Source organism: Litoreibacter sp. JB4-2 (assembly GCF_055693445.1).
Window position 1 is genome coordinate 727876 of record NZ_CM146334.1, and the last position, 14015, is coordinate 741890.

Genomic DNA, 14015 nt, shown 5'->3' on the forward strand with positions numbered 1-14015 from the left:
TTTGACGTCGTCCTAGAACCGGGCGCTGTCGAGGTAGGCGCGCGTATGCGCGGTGTCCTGCATCTTGTCGGACGAAAGGTCTGCAGGTCGTGCCTCAGCCTCTGTTGTGCCGGTGGCGAGTGCCACAGCGGCAACCGGCGCGGTGGTTCCGGCCAGTTTCAGAAAATCGCGGCGATTGGCGCCTTCGCTTTTCTTGGTCATTGGGATGTCTCCCTTCCCTGTTGATGGCGGGCATCCCCGCCGGTTATGCGCGGGTCGCTAACCCGCTGTCATTCTGAACGCCTCGCGCTCAATCTCCATGAATGCCTTGCCGACGCTGCCGAGCGAGGCATAGAGGACCGAGTTCTTGGCGGCCTCCAGATCGGCATAGAAATGTCCCGCCCAAGGGGCGATGTGCTTGTTAAAGAACAGCTTTTGATCCTGCAGCGTCGCAGGCGCACCGAAGCGGCCGACGATCATGCCGCCCATCATCTCCATCAGGGAGGCAATGTTGTCTTCCGGCTCGTAGACATTTTGTGGTCGGGTCATACCGCGCGACGCCATATCGCTGCGCAGCGCGGCCAGAGGCTTTTCGTTGAGGAAGCCTGTCAGGTAATAGCTGGCATAGGGCAACAATTCGCCGCGCCCGAGCCCGATGAACAGCGCGTTAAATTCGCTTTCGACTTTCTTGGGTTTGGTGGCCTTGGCGACGCGGGACAGCCCACCAATGGCCTTGCCCAGATCGCTGTCGTCGCCCGACAGCGCGGCGCATTGATCGAGCAGCACCTGATCGGGCGGACCGGACAGCATCAGGCCCAGAAAGTTGTACAGGTCGGCGCGCAGGCGATCCTCGGAGGCGACCTTGGTGTCTTCGGCTGCGCTCATGCGGCGGTCTCCTCACGTCGGAATTTCATGCGGCGGGGCGTTGGGAGCGTATAGAGTTCCTCGCCCTCGTCTTCGGGCGCGTCTTCTTCGAATGCTTGGGGTTCGTCCTCGGTCGCGTCCTCAGCGGCGGCGAGAAGGACGTCTTCTTCGTCGCTATCGGTGAGCTCCGGCTCAGGCTCAGGCTCAGGCTCAGGCGGGTTATCCTTTTCCGCGGCCTGTCGCGCCATTTCTTCGACATGCGCCATCATGCCTTTGCCAACCTGATAGGCGGTCTGAAGGTTTTCGACGACCGTCGCCTTGTCGGTGAAGTCTTCGCCATAATCGACCAGCATATCGACATTGGCCAAAACGGGGTTCGACCGCCACAACGTTCTGAGCGCACGGCGGCGGATGCGATCTGGCACGGCCTGCGCCATGAAGGCTTTGAAGTCGTCGCCCATCTTCAAGGTGTCAGGGTCTGGCAGGTCCAGCTGGGCCAAAATCTCCGTGTCGGTGAGCTGTTCAAGTTCAGCGTGTTCCTCGGCCAAGGCTTCGGCTTCAAGCGCTGTCTGTTCGGCCTCAGCCTCTGCTTGCACGGCCGCCTTTCGGCGGGACCAGAAGGTCTGCTCGCCACTCAATGCACTGTCTCCTTGGTTGAGGGCGCGCGGTAGACGTCGGCGGCTTGGCGGATGCGGGCGTCGCCGATCCCGTCTTCTTTCAGATCGACGCGGGTGTTCTTGCGTTTGCGTTTCACGAACACTTCGTCTTCGTGGTGCACCGTGATGTAGTCGCGGATCCAGGCGATGAGCCCTTCGGGCATCGGCACTTTCTCGACCAGTTCCTCACCTGTGTCTGCGTAATCCTGCGCCTCGTAGGGGGAGGCTGTGGCCAGAACCACCTCAACCGGGTTTTCGCCTTCGCTTTCGCGCATCACGACGTAGATCGACGGCACTTTGGCAGAAAGCCCGTGCAGGTAGGCTTCGGTATCAGTGCGAAACAGTTCCAGCGGTAAGGTGGCGGCATGGAATTCAACGGCGTCGCCGTCGCGGCGGAGTTCTTTCCAGGAGGCATCTGCGGCGCCCGGCAATACGGCAACTGCTTTCCAAACGTGATCGACCCAGCGCGTCACGCCCGGCACTTTGCGGATGACAATCCCCAAAGGTATAGAAATCGACTTTTGGCTAAATTCCGACACGGTCCCCTGACGGTTTTCTCCCTGAATAGAGATACCGTGCATGACGCTGGGGAATTCTCAAAGAGGTTTTTACGACGCGCGCAATTGCCATTTTTGCACTCTGCAACGCAGCATAGGAAACGCATCCCGGACCTTCGCCGGAAAGCTCAGGAAATTAACACCGGGCAAACGGTCACCCCTATTTTCCAAGTGTTTTAGTCGTGCTTTTGAGATGCAGCTGCAGCATTTGCGATCTTAGGCCAATCGGGATGAATTGGGTTTACGGCGCAATAGAATCGCGAATACCGTGGCGCGTGGTGATGCTGATTTATGTGCCAGATCTCAGGGGAAATTGATGACCAAAAAGCTGATCTTGTGCGACTGTTTGGGCAGCCAATCTATCGACGCAGCCGCCATTGAAGCTGCCTGCGGCACCCCCTGCTCGAACGTATATTCCAGCTTGTGCATGGACCAGATCGATACCGCAGCCAAAGAGCTGTCCGGCGGCGATGCGATCATCGCCTGTCAGCAAGAACGTCAGCAATTTGAGGAGTTGGCGGAAGAGCTGGAGGTCGCCACCCCCGGATTTGTAGACCTGCGCGACCGCGCGGGATGGGGGAAGGCAATGCCACCCCGAAAATGGCAGCACTTGCAGCGGAGGCCGCTTTGTCGGTGCAGGTCGGCAAGTCCGTCGATGTTGTATCAGAAGGCACCTGCCTGATCATTGGCGGCACGGCCGCGCTGGAAGCTGCATCTGATTTAAGCGACACGCTGGCAGTGACGGTGCTACTCTCTGAGGCTAGCGAGTTGCCCACAGATCGCCGGTTCGATTGCGTTGTGGGCACGGTGCGCAACGTTGCGGGCGCGTTGGGCGGCTTCACCGTTAAACTAGATAAATTACAACAGGTTATCACAGGCGGCCGGGGCGCATTCGCGTTGAGCGAACCGGTCGATGGCGTGGCGTCGGACTGCGACATTATCCTTGATCTGAGCGGTGGGACCGCAATGGTCCCCGCGCCCGAAAAGCGCGAAGGCTACCTGCGCGCCGATCCGAGCCATGCGCCGTCTGTCGCCAAGGCCGTGCTGAGCGCGTCCCAGATGATCGGCACCTTCGAAAAGCCGCTATATGTGCGTTTGGAAACCAGCATCTGCGCCCATAGCCGCGCGGAGAAACCGGCCTGTTCCAATTGCCTGAATGTCTGCCCGACGGGCGCGATCACATCAGCGGGCGAGCATGTCGCCATCGACCCGATGGTCTGTGCCGGGTGCGGGTCGTGTTCTGCCGTGTGCCCATCGGGCGCAATTAGCTACGACGCGCCGCCGGTGGATACGGTGTTCCGACGCCTGTCGACGCTGGCCAGCACATACCGCAAGGCGGGCGGCGCGGACCCGCGCCTGCTGGTTCATGATGCAGATTTTGGCGCAGAAATGATTGCGCTGTCCGCACGGTTCGGGCGCGGTCTACCCGCTGATGTGATCCCGTTGGAGGTCGACGCCCTGTCTGGATTTGGCCACGCAGAAGCACTTGCTGCTTTGGCTTGCGGATTTGGCCATGTCGATGTGCTGGCCTCCCCCAAATCTGACCTGGATGTAATCGGCGCGCAGGCCAGCCTCGCCAATGCGCTTTCAGGCACCTCAGATGCCGTGGCCGTGCTGCGCCCCGGTGATCCGGATGCGTTGGAAGAGGCACTATATACCGAGACTGCCGCGCAGGTCCGATGCGATCCGATCTTGCCAATGGGTTCGCGCCGACAGGTCACTCGGCTTGCTGCGAAAGCGCTGCAACCGGAAGCGGAGACCATTTCCTTGCCCGAAAACGCGCCTTATGGCGCCGTGGTCGTGGATACTGACGCCTGCACCTTATGCCTGTCTTGCGTGTCGCTTTGCCCGTCTGGCGCGCTGGGCGACAACCCGGATATGCCGCAGCTGAGATTTCAGGAAGACGCCTGCCTTCAATGCGGTTTGTGCACCAATATCTGCCCCGAAAAGGCGATCACCCTGAAGCCGCAGATGGATCTGACAGATGCCGCGTTTGACCAACGCGTTTTGCACGAAGAAGAGCCCTTCGCTTGCATCGAATGCGGCACGCTGTTCGGGGTCAAATCGACGGTAGAGCGGATCACCGAAAAGCTGGCCGGCAACCACGCGATGTTCGCCACGTCCGAGGCCGCAAAGATGATCCAGATGTGCGACAATTGCCGGGTGCAGGCGCAGTACCATTCGACGGACAACCCGTTCCAAAGCGGGGAGCGCCCCCGCGTGCGCACCACCGCGGATTACCTGTCAAAGCGACGGGATCACTGAGTTTGCATAGGCGCCCCAAGATCAGACGGAGCGATGGAGCCGACATAGGCGGTGATGGCCTCGATCTGTTCCAAGGTCACCTCGATGGGCGCGATGGGGGATGGCAGATGGTCGGCAAATGGCTCCGTCACATCGGCGACTTGCGTAAAGGCGGGGTGCGGCCTGAGCATGAAGAAGGTCTCAAACCGTTCCTGCCAGTCCGGGAAGGTGCGCATCAGCCCAAAGGATGGCGAAGACCCGATGGCGTTCATCTTGTTGCTTTCGTTGACCACATGGCAACGGCCACATTGCTGCAGGCTGATCTTTTCGCCAAGCGCCGCGTCGCCCGTCAAAGCGGCGGTCTTCACCTCGGCCTTGACGCTGACATCGGCGCTGAACAGCGCCTGCCCGTCTGGAGCGAAGGCTTCGATGGTGCGTTTGCCGACATCAGATGTCAGCCAGTCGCCGAAGGCGTCGGTGAACGGGCCATCGGTTTTGGCGTAGTGCCAGATGACGTCGCCTTGCCGGAACACGGGCGTTCCCTCAAGGCCAAGCGCGGCATCGCCGCCATCGACCTGGGTCGTGATGCGAATGCCGGTCTTCAGCGAAAACCGTGGCAGCAGGTGTTTCAAGAACCCCGTCTCGACCAAGGCATCGGGGGTTTGCAACGTGAAGCGCTTGTCCTGAGACAAGGCCGGGGTCGCACTTATCGCCGCAATCACGGCAAGATATTTCAACATTCCATCCGCTCCGTTCAAGCGCGTCAGGTTGCATGTCAGCCTAGGGGCGCTAGGGTCGAAGCGTCAACAATTTCGGTAAACCAAGGGGCCAGGCCATGAGCGAAGACTTCAACATGTCGATGCGCAAATTTCTCAAACAGGTCGGCGTGACCTCGCAACAGGCCATTGAAGAAGCGATGCGCAATGCGGGCGACAGCGCCGGCAAGAGCTTCGATGCCAAGGTGGTGCTGACCATCGACGGGATTGAGCTTGAGCATGTCGTCACCGGCAAGATCGAAGGCGCGTAAATGGCGCTGTCCCGCGAAGACGTTCTGGAATGCCTGAAACAGATCAAAGCGCCCTCCGGCGTTGATCTGGTCGAGGCCGGATTGGTGCGCGCCCTGAATGTGGACGAAACCACGATACGGTTTGTGATGGAGGTCGACAGCCCCGATCCGTTCCTGCCCGCCAAGGCGGAGGCGGAGGAAAAGCTGACCGCCTTGGGCGCCACATCCGTTTCGATCGTGATGACGGCGCATAGCAAGCCGACCCCGCCCCCGACCTGAAACCATCGCGGCAGGCAGAGCCCGCGGGGCCTGCCAAAATACCGGGCGTGGACCGGATCATCGCTGTGGCCTCTGGCAAGGGCGGTGTCGGCAAATCCACAGTCGCGGCCAACCTAGCCTGCGCGCTCGCTGCCGAAGGGCGTCGCGTCGGGATGCTGGATGCGGATGTGTACGGCCCGTCCCAGCCGCGCATGCTGGGCGTGTCCGGCAGACCGCAAAGCCCGGATGGCAAGCTTATACTGCCGCTGCGCAACTACGGCGTGACCATGATGTCCATCGGGTTGATGACCAATGAGGATCAGGCCGTCGTTTGGCGCGGGCCGATGCTGATGGGCGCGTTGCAACAGATGCTGACGCAAGTGCAATGGGGCGCTCTGGATGTGCTGATCGTTGACCTACCGCCCGGCACTGGCGATGTGCAGATGACGCTGGCCCAAAAGGCGCATCTGGATGGCGCTGTGATCGTGTCCACCCCTCAAGATGTGGCGCTTCTGGACGCCCGAAAGGGGATCGACATGTTCAACCAGATGAACACGCCGATCATTGGCATGATCGAGAATATGAGCACTCATATCTGTTCGCAATGCGGGCATGAGGAACATATGTTTGGTCATGGCGGCGTCAAGTCGGAGGCCGAAAAGCTAGGCGTTCCGTTGCTGGCTGAAATCCCGCTGCATCTTGATATCCGCTTGGCGGCTGATGGCGGTGCGCCGATTGTCGTCTCCAAGCCGGACTCTGCGCAGGCGCAGGGGTTCCGTACTGTGGCCAAAACCTTGATCGAGGCCGGCAAGGCATGACCACGCCCAGCTTCCCACCGCTGTTCAGCGGGCTTGCGGTCGAGGGGCAAATCGATCCGTTCGACAAGGCCTGCGTCGAGGCCGCGCGGGGATGCGACGCCGGGTTGGTCGTCTATAATCTGGGCGCAAACGCGCTACGGGCTGCGATTATCTTTGCCCCCGACGTGGTGCTGGCAGACGCAATGGCGATGCTGCCGCTCTGCGGTGTGGGCTTTCAAAATGCGCTTGGCGCTTTGGCCCCGCCAGAGGTCGCAGTGCATCTGGATTGGGATGGCGGGGTGCGGATCAACGGCGCATCCTGCGGGACATTGCGGGTTGCGGCATCAGGCACCGACCCCGACGCAGAACCCGATTGGCTGGTTGTCGGTCTGTCCTTGCCGCTTTGGCCCGAAAGCGATGACCCGGGAGACACGCCCGATCAAACCACGCTCTACGCGGAAGGATGCGCGGATGTCAGCGCTGATAACCTTCTGGAATCATGGGTGAAACATACGCTCGTTGGGATCAACACGTGGCAGGATACGGGCGTTTCCGCGTTGCATAAAGACTGGCGTGGTCTGGCGCATGGCATCGGCGAAAGCATTGAAATGCGTGGCCACGCGGGCACCTATTTGGGCGTTGACGAGCGGTTCGGCATGCTGGTTCGCGACGACAAGACCACCCACCTGATCCCGCTTACAAAACTGCTGGAGGACAGCTGACATGATGCTGGCGCGCGCAATTCACTTCGATGAAAGCGACATGAACATCTTTCATTCCCCGGCCCGGACGGGCGAGTGGTGCATCTCAGGCGGGTTCGAGTTTTCCAACTGGTCAGAGGCGGATTTGACGGGCAAAGCACGCCAGGCCTTCGCGAATGGCTGGCTGGGCGTGGAGACGTTCGGGCGGGTGTCAGTCGTAGCTGTGACCCAGGTCGAGCCCGGCGAGTTTGACGTGCTTAAAACAAGCCTCGCGCAGCATTTCGTCCAGATGTACGGCGCCCCGTCGATTGAAGCGGCGTCCCATGTGGCAGAAGAGGAATTGCGCCATATGGTCGAGCTTTGCGACGAGCAGGACCCGAACACCTTGCTGACTGTCTCACGTGAGCTGACCGAGGCCGGTGTCAAAGAAAGCTTCCGCATGATCGAGCCGCGCGATGCGGGGCTTGATCAATTCGCTATTCACGGATCGTTGGACGAAGAGCCGCACAGCCATTGATCGCCCCGCGCCGCTAGGCTTTGGGATGCGCGACCTTCATTTCCCATGACCCGCTTTCCTGCGACCAGTATTTGGCGGCAACATCGGCGTCGGTGATGGCTTTCCATTGCGTGCGGGCACGGGTGAGCGCGTCGCCATCATTGCCGTCAAACAGGATCATCGCACGTTTAAGGGTCGCAACTTCTGCGGGCGACAGGTCTGCACCGTCGACGCAGATCAGGCAGTCGGCATCGTTGCCCGCCTGCCCCGTTGTTAGCAATACAGGTTGATCGCTGTCATGCGGCCCACCGGCCAAGCCGTGCGGCAGAAAGCCGTCACCTTCCCACAGCTTGCCATTGAGCCAACCAAGCCGGTCTTCTGATGCGCCCCTGATCGCGATCCGCCAGCCCGCTTTGCGCGCCAGCCCCAAGAGCGTGGGCAAAACCTGCTCCAAAGGCTGGCGGGTAAGATGGTAGAAATAGACCTCTGACATCACTCGGTTTCGAAGTTATCCGCGATCAGGCGGTCAAGCGCCCGCACGCCCCAGCCGGTTGCGCCTTTCGGGGCGAAGGCCGTTTCGGTTTTCACCGCCGCGACGCCTGCGATATCGAGGTGGCACCACGGAGTTTCCGGCTTCACGAAGCGTTGCAGGAACTGCGCCGCCGTGATGGACCCGGCGGGCCTGCCGCCCACGTTTTTCATGTCGGCCACGCGCGATTTCAGTTGCTCGTCATAAGATTTGCCCATTGGCATGCGCCATGCGCCTTCGTCCTCGGCCCCTGCCGCTTTTAGGAACGCATTGGCGAGCGCATCATTGTTTGAGAAAACCCCGGCATTGTCATGGCCCAGCCCGATGATGATCGCGCCGGTGAGCGTGGCGAGGTCGATCATGCCGATGGGCTGGTAGGTTTCCTGCGCGTACCACATCACGTCCGCCAGCACCAAGCGGCCTTCGGCATCGGTGTTGATCACCTCGATCGTATCGCCTTTCATCGAGGTCACGACGTCGCCCGGGCGCACCGCGTTGCCCGACGGCATGTTCTCAACCAGCCCAACAAGGCCCACGACATTGGCCTTGGCTTTGCGGGTGGCGAGCGTTTTCATGACGCCTGCCACGACGCCCGCGCCGCCCATATCCATGGTCATGTCTTCCATTCCAGCCGGTGGCTTCAACGAAATGCCGCCTGTGTCAAAGACGACGCCCTTGCCGACCAAGGCAAACGGTTTGTCGTCCTTGTTGCCGCCCATCCATTCCATGACCACAATTTTGGAAGGGCTATCGGAGCCCTGCCCCACGCATAAGAGCGACCCCATTCCGAGCTTTTCAAGCTCGGCTTCCTCAAGGATTTTGACCTTGAGCCCGAGTTTTGACAGCGCGTCGAGCCGGGCTGCGAATTCTGTGGTGGTGAGCACGTTGGCGGGTTCATTGACCAGATCGCGGGTGAAAAAGACGCCGTCGACGATTGCGCCGTTTGCGGCGGCGGCGGATTTGGTTTCAACCGGCTTGTTGACCATGAAGCTGACCGCGCCCGCCTCTTCGCTGTCCTTCGTGAAGTGGTCGGTGAAGTCGTAGATGCGCAAAGCGAGGCCCAGGGCCACGTCTTCGGCGCGGCGCAGGTTGCCGCAGAGCACGTGGGTTTCTTTGCCCTTGGCCATTTTGGCGATCGTGGCACCGGCGGCGCGCGCCTCAGAAATCTCTGGGCGGCGGGCCAGCTTGACGACGATGACGCCCTCGGCCTCCAGGTTCAGCGGATAGGCCAGCATCATCGCCTTGCCCGCATCGAGCTTGCCGAACGCGTCGCTTTCGACCAACCGCGCAAGCGCGCCGCGCGACAGTCTGTTGACCCGCTTTGCCGTGGCATCGAGCGTCCCGGCTTCGGGCACAAACACCGCAATGACGCCGGACATTTCCTTGATCTGGTCGATATCGGTGAGCACGAAACTGGGGACGATTGGGGTGGTCATGGGCGGCCTCTTCTTTTGAGCGTTCTGCGTTACGCTACACCTAGCGCGCTGATGGGGCGATGACCAGAAGGGCCTTTTTAGGCGGTGCGATATGGTCTAAGCTGGCGTCAAAACGAGCAGGAGGGCAATGTGGCGCGATTTGACAGATACATGCTGTCGCAATTGTTGCTGCTATTTGGCTTCTTTTCGCTGGTCTTGGTGTCAGTCTACTGGATCAACCGCGCGATTTCGCTGTTTGACCAATTGATCGGGGACGGCCAAACCGCCTTGGTCTTTCTGGAATTCACCCTGCTGGCGCTGCCTTACGTGATCATGATCGTGCTGCCGATATCGGCCTTTGTCGCGGCGGTGTATGTCACCAACCGGCTATCGGCGGAATCGGAGATGGTGGTGTTGCAAACGGCGGGGGCCTCTACCCTGCGCATTGGGCGGGGGGTCTTGTATTTCGGCATGATCGTTGCGGTTTTGGTGGGCATTCTGGCGCATCTTCTGGTGCCCGCCGCGCGCAGCGAGCTGGCCGGGCGCAGCGCCGAGATCAGCCGCGATATCACCGCGCGGTTCCTGAAGGAGGGCCAGTTCATCCACCCCGCATCGGGCATCACGGTCTATATCCGCGACATCACGGAACGCGGTGAGATGCTGGAACTGTTTTTGGAAGATGAACGCGACCCGAGCGCGACAATCACCTACACGGCAGAAAAAGCGCTGCTGATACGCGCCGAAACCGGGCCGCGATTGGTGATGTTTGACGGGCTCGCACAAACACTGCGCCACAAGTCAGGCAGCCTGACGACGGTGGAGTTTCGAGACTTCGCCTATGACATCGGCGCGCTGATCAATGAGGGCGGCACGCGGCTGCGCGATCTGCGCGAATTGCCGACCCTAACCTTGCTGAACCCGACGCCTGAGGACGTTGCAACCGCTGCGGGCGAGCTACCGGATTTTCTGTATGAAGGACATGACCGCTTTGCGCGTTCCCTGTTGTCGATTGTGGTGCCGATGATGGGGTTTGCTGCGCTGATGATCGGAGGGTTTTCGCGCTTCGGGGTGTGGCGGCAGGTGATCATCGCGGTGGTGTTGATCATCTTTGTGCAACTGATCGCGAATGCGTCGGAGGATATCGCGCGTTCAAACGCGTCCTTGTGGTGGATGGCCTATCTGGCGCCGCTGATCGGGGCCATTTTGACGGCCACGCTTATCGCCTTTTCAACCATGCCTCGGCTGCGCCGCGCGAAAGCGATTGAGGTCGCGCCTTGAGGTTGGATTGGTATATCGCGCGACTTTTCATCCGGTCTTTCGTCTTGGTCTTCGGGGTGTTTTTCGGGATCGTCTACCTGATCGATATGGTCGAACAGATGCGCCGGTTTGACAGCCAGGTGGTGGGCATTGTCGAGGCCGGTGAGCTTGCCCTGCTGAAATCACCCGCGACGATGTACCGGATGCTACCACTGTTGACCGTGCTGTCGACGATCATGCTGTTTTTGAACCTGTCGCGGACATCCGAAATGGTGGTGACCCGTGCCTCTGGACGGTCAGCCATCCGCACGCTGTTTGCGCCGGTGCTTACGGCGGCATTGTTTGGCGCTTTGGGCGTTGCCGCGTTGAACCCGATTGTGGCGGCCACGTCGAAGCAGTTTGAACTGGCCTCCCAACGCTATGCGGGGACGACCAGCACCTTGTCGGTCAGCGACCGCGGGTTGTGGCTGCGCCAAGCCAGCCAAGGCGGGCAAGTGGTGATCAAGGCCGCGCGGTCCAATCTTGATGGTACCGAAATCAGCAATGTTAATTTTTACGGCTTCGACCATTCCGGCGAAGTCACCTACCGAATTCAGGCCGACCGCGCGGTGCTAGAGCCCGGGCAATGGGCGCTGACGAACGCGAAACGCTGGGTGTTCATTGAGGGGTCAAATGCGGAAGGTGCAGCCGAAACCTATGCCTCATTGTCGCTGCCGTCGGACCTGACGCGCGACCAAATTCAAGACAGTTTCGGCTCCCCCTCTGCTATTCCGATTTGGGAATTGCCGCGTTTCATTCGCCAGCTGGACCGCGCCGGGTTCTCGGCACTGCAACACCGCGTTTGGCTGCATATGGAACTGGCCAACCCGATCCTTCTGGCCGCGATGGTTCTGATCGGGGCCGGGTTCACGATGCGGCATACGCGGTTTGGACGGACCGGATTGATGGTGCTGTTTGCAATTTTGATGGGATTCTCAGTGTATTTTCTACGAAATTTTGCCCAGGTGCTGGGTGAAAACGGTCAAATTCCGATCATTGTGGCCGCATGGATGCCACCACTTGCAGGGATTTTCCTATCGCTGGGCCTGCTATTCCATACGGAGGACGGCTAATGCGCGCGGTTCTTTTGAGCCTTGCGCTGTGTTTGGCGCCTTTGGCCGCTGTCGCGCAGGAGGCTGTACAGGGTGTCGCCTCACTTGTTGCGGATCAGGTGACGTTCGACCCCAGCGGCCAAAAGCTTGAGGCCAGCGGCAATGTCGAGATTTTGCAAAATGGCGTCCGCTTGCGCGCCAGCTCAATCACCTATGACGGCGCGGCGGACAGGTTGCGCATTGGCGGGCCGCTTTACCTGATTGATGGCACCGAAGTGACGATCATTGCCGATTTCGCGGAGCTTTCGGGGGATCTGCAAACAGGTGTACTTAGTCAGGCGCGCGCGGTGTTTTCGCAGCAATTGCAGCTGGCCGCCAATGAGATCAAACGCAGCGAAGGGCGCTATACCCAGTTTTACAAGACTGTCGCGTCGAGCTGCCAGATTTGTGCCGACAACCCGACCCCCCTATGGGAAATCCGCGCGGAACGGATCACGCATGACAACAAGGAACGGCAGCTTTATTTCGACAATGCCAGCTTCCGGGTTCTGGATGTTCCGGTGTTTTATTGGCCCTATTTGCGCCTTCCTGACCCGACGGTTGAACGCGCGTCGGGCTTCTTGCTGCCGGAGTTTCGTTCAAACGGCGACATTGGGCTGGGGATCAAAACACCGTATTTCTTTACCCTTGGCGATCATGCTGACCTGACGCTGACGCCTTGGCTTACGACGCGGGGCTCACGCACGTTGGAAGGGCGGTACCGCCAGAAATTCCGCTACGGCGAGATTGAATTGAACGGCGCGCTGACGGATGACAATTTGAACCGGTCCGGTAACACGCGCGCCTATCTTTTTGCCGATGGCAGCTTTGCGCTTCCGCGCGATTACCAACTGACCTTTGACGTCGAGCTGGTTTCGGACCCCGGGTATTTGCTGCTGTATGACTATTCGGACAAGGACCGGCTCGACAGTGCGATTTCTGTCAGCCGGACGCGGGCAGATGAATATGTTGGCTTTGAGCTGATCCACTACAAATCGCTGCGCGAAGGCGACGACAACAGGCTGCTGCCGACGCTGGTGGGGGATGCCATCTATTCGCGTCGTTTCGCGCCGTCCCTGACGGGCGGGATCGCCAAGCTACAGCTGGAAGCATCAGGCCTGTATCGCCGTTCCGACCTGGCGCTTGCGGGCGTCGGGCGCGATGTCGGGCGTCTGTCCGCCGTGGCCGATTGGCGGCGGGATTGGATTTGGCGCAACGGCATGGTCTTTGCGACGGGCGCGCAGTTGCGCGCGGATTGGTACAACGTCGGGCAAGATGACCGCCCGCAATTTGGCGACACCACAGAGGTGACCCCCTATGTGTCGGCTGAACTGAGATGGCCGATGCTGCGCCAAAGCGCGGGTGCCACACATTTGCTAGAACCTGTGGTGCAATTGGTCTGGTCAAAGGAAAGCACGCGGCATGTCTCCAATGAAGACAGCCTGCTGGTCGAATTTGACGAGGCGAACCTGTTTTCCTATTCGCGCTTCCCGGGTGTTGATGCGCAGGAGCGCGGCGTGCGCGCCAATCTGGGGCTGACCTACACCCGACAGGATGCGGACGGATGGTCGCTTGGGTTGACCGTTGGCCGCGTCATTCGGGAGACCGATCTGGGACAGTTCTCGGCGTCGTCAGGGCTGCAGGGCAAAGATTCCGACTGGCTCGCAGCTGCGAAAGTCGAGATTGGGGATCAGTTTTCGATCACCAACCGGGCGCTGTTTGAAGACGACTTCAGCTTTTCGCGCAATGAGATGCGAATGACCTGGACCGCGGATATGTTCAACCTTGGGTCGACCTTCGTATGGCTTGAGGCCGACGCAGCGGAGGGGCGGCCGCTTGACACGTCAGAATTTTCAATCGACGGCGACTACCGGATCAGCCGTCATTGGACCTTGTCGTCGGACCTGCGCTACGATTTTGTCGAAGACCGCACCAGCCGCGCGGGTATCGGGGCGAGCTACCAAAACGAATGCGCGCGGTTTGACCTTTCCCTCTCGCGCCGCTTCACGTCTTCGACTAATGTAACGCCAACCACGGATCTAAGCCTCTCGGTGCAGTTGGCAGGGTTCGGGGCAAAAGGCATTGGCGGCGCAGGGTTTGCGCGGTCCTGCAGCGGGTAGAAGCGG

The 14015-nt window shown here is 60.2% G+C and carries 13 protein-coding genes and 2 pseudogenes; 8 read left to right on the plus strand and 7 right to left on the minus strand.

The features are described 5' to 3' along the window. Nucleotides 1-12: 12 nt before the first annotated feature. From ACZ1G7_RS03625 to ACZ1G7_RS03640, 4 genes are read right to left on the minus strand one after another with little or no spacing between them, the layout of a single operon-like run. Complete coding sequence (locus tag ACZ1G7_RS03625) at nt 13-201, minus strand: twin-arginine translocation signal domain-containing protein (RefSeq protein ID WP_472662375.1); 189 nt, start codon at nt 199-201, stop codon at nt 13-15. A 57-nt stretch (nt 202-258) separates the two neighbouring features. Then, the gene (locus ACZ1G7_RS03630; RefSeq protein ID WP_472662376.1) at nt 259-864 is read right to left on the minus strand and encodes a TorD/DmsD family molecular chaperone; all 606 of its coding nucleotides are present in this window, start codon (nt 862-864) and stop codon (nt 259-261) included. After that, nucleotides 861-1481, minus strand: a complete 621-nt coding sequence (locus tag ACZ1G7_RS03635; protein WP_472662378.1) for a DUF3306 domain-containing protein — start codon at nt 1479-1481, stop codon at nt 861-863. Before ACZ1G7_RS03635 ends, ACZ1G7_RS03630 begins: the two co-directional genes overlap by 4 nt. After that, on the minus strand, nt 1478-2080 hold the full coding sequence (locus tag ACZ1G7_RS03640) for a DUF3305 domain-containing protein (RefSeq protein ID WP_472662380.1): 603 nt from the start codon (nt 2078-2080) through the stop codon (nt 1478-1480). The genes ACZ1G7_RS03635 and ACZ1G7_RS03640 overlap by 4 nt, the downstream gene beginning before the upstream one ends. Before the next feature lie 292 nt (nt 2081-2372). Here ACZ1G7_RS03640 and ACZ1G7_RS03645 point away from each other — a divergent pair. Further along, nucleotides 2373-4321, plus strand: a pseudogene (locus tag ACZ1G7_RS03645) (4Fe-4S binding protein). Here ACZ1G7_RS03645 and ACZ1G7_RS03650 read toward each other — a convergent pair. Beyond that, nucleotides 4315-5040 carry a hypothetical protein gene (locus ACZ1G7_RS03650; protein ID WP_472662382.1) on the minus strand — a complete coding sequence of 242 codons (726 nt, stop codon included), beginning with the start codon at nt 5038-5040 and terminating at the stop codon, nt 4315-4317. The pseudogene ACZ1G7_RS03645 and the gene ACZ1G7_RS03650 sit on opposite strands and share 7 nt — an antisense overlap. 95 nt (nt 5041-5135) lie before the next feature. Here ACZ1G7_RS03650 and ACZ1G7_RS03655 point away from each other — a divergent pair, with 95 nt between their 5' ends. The 4 genes and pseudogenes from ACZ1G7_RS03655 (at nt 5136) to ACZ1G7_RS03670 (ending at nt 7579) form a co-directional block, all read left to right on the plus strand. After that, a complete protein-coding gene (locus ACZ1G7_RS03655; protein WP_472662383.1) occupies nt 5136-5327 on the plus strand; it encodes a DUF6494 family protein in 192 nt (63 codons plus the stop codon). Then, a pseudogene (locus ACZ1G7_RS03660) lies at nt 5328-6382 on the plus strand (Mrp/NBP35 family ATP-binding protein). After that, the gene (locus ACZ1G7_RS03665; protein WP_472662385.1) at nt 6379-7083 is read left to right on the plus strand and encodes a biotin/lipoate--protein ligase family protein; all 705 of its coding nucleotides are present in this window, start codon (nt 6379-6381) and stop codon (nt 7081-7083) included. Before ACZ1G7_RS03660 ends, ACZ1G7_RS03665 begins: the two are co-directional and overlap by 4 nt. A gap of 1 nt (nt 7084) precedes the next feature. Continuing rightward, on the plus strand, nt 7085-7579 hold the full coding sequence (locus tag ACZ1G7_RS03670; protein WP_472662387.1) for a DUF6505 family protein: 495 nt from the start codon (nt 7085-7087) through the stop codon (nt 7577-7579). Nucleotides 7580-7592: 13 nt separating this feature from the next. On the opposite strand, the gene ACZ1G7_RS03675 is transcribed toward ACZ1G7_RS03670, so the two are convergent. Beyond that, a complete protein-coding gene (locus ACZ1G7_RS03675) occupies nt 7593-8051 on the minus strand; it encodes a DNA polymerase III subunit chi (protein ID WP_472662389.1) in 459 nt (152 codons plus the stop codon). Beyond that, nucleotides 8051-9523, minus strand: a complete 1473-nt coding sequence (locus tag ACZ1G7_RS03680; RefSeq protein ID WP_472662391.1) for a leucyl aminopeptidase — start codon at nt 9521-9523, stop codon at nt 8051-8053. Before ACZ1G7_RS03680 ends, ACZ1G7_RS03675 begins: the two co-directional genes overlap by 1 nt. Before the next feature lie 129 nt (nt 9524-9652). Here ACZ1G7_RS03680 and lptF point away from each other — a divergent pair, with 129 nt between their 5' ends. The 3 genes from lptF to ACZ1G7_RS03695 are packed head-to-tail and all read left to right on the plus strand — an operon-like array spanning nt 9653 to nt 14009. Beyond that, nucleotides 9653-10780, plus strand: coding sequence for an LPS export ABC transporter permease LptF (gene lptF, locus ACZ1G7_RS03685; protein ID WP_472662393.1), 1128 nt, complete (start codon nt 9653-9655; stop codon nt 10778-10780). After that, entirely contained in the window at nt 10777-11871 is a 1095-nt protein-coding gene (gene lptG / locus ACZ1G7_RS03690; RefSeq protein ID WP_472662395.1) for an LPS export ABC transporter permease LptG, read from the plus strand. Before lptF ends, lptG begins: the two co-directional genes overlap by 4 nt. Then, on the plus strand, nt 11871-14009 hold the full coding sequence (locus ACZ1G7_RS03695; RefSeq protein ID WP_472662397.1) for an LPS-assembly protein LptD: 2139 nt from the start codon (nt 11871-11873) through the stop codon (nt 14007-14009). Before lptG ends, ACZ1G7_RS03695 begins: the two co-directional genes overlap by 1 nt. Nucleotides 14010-14015 lie beyond the last annotated feature (6 nt).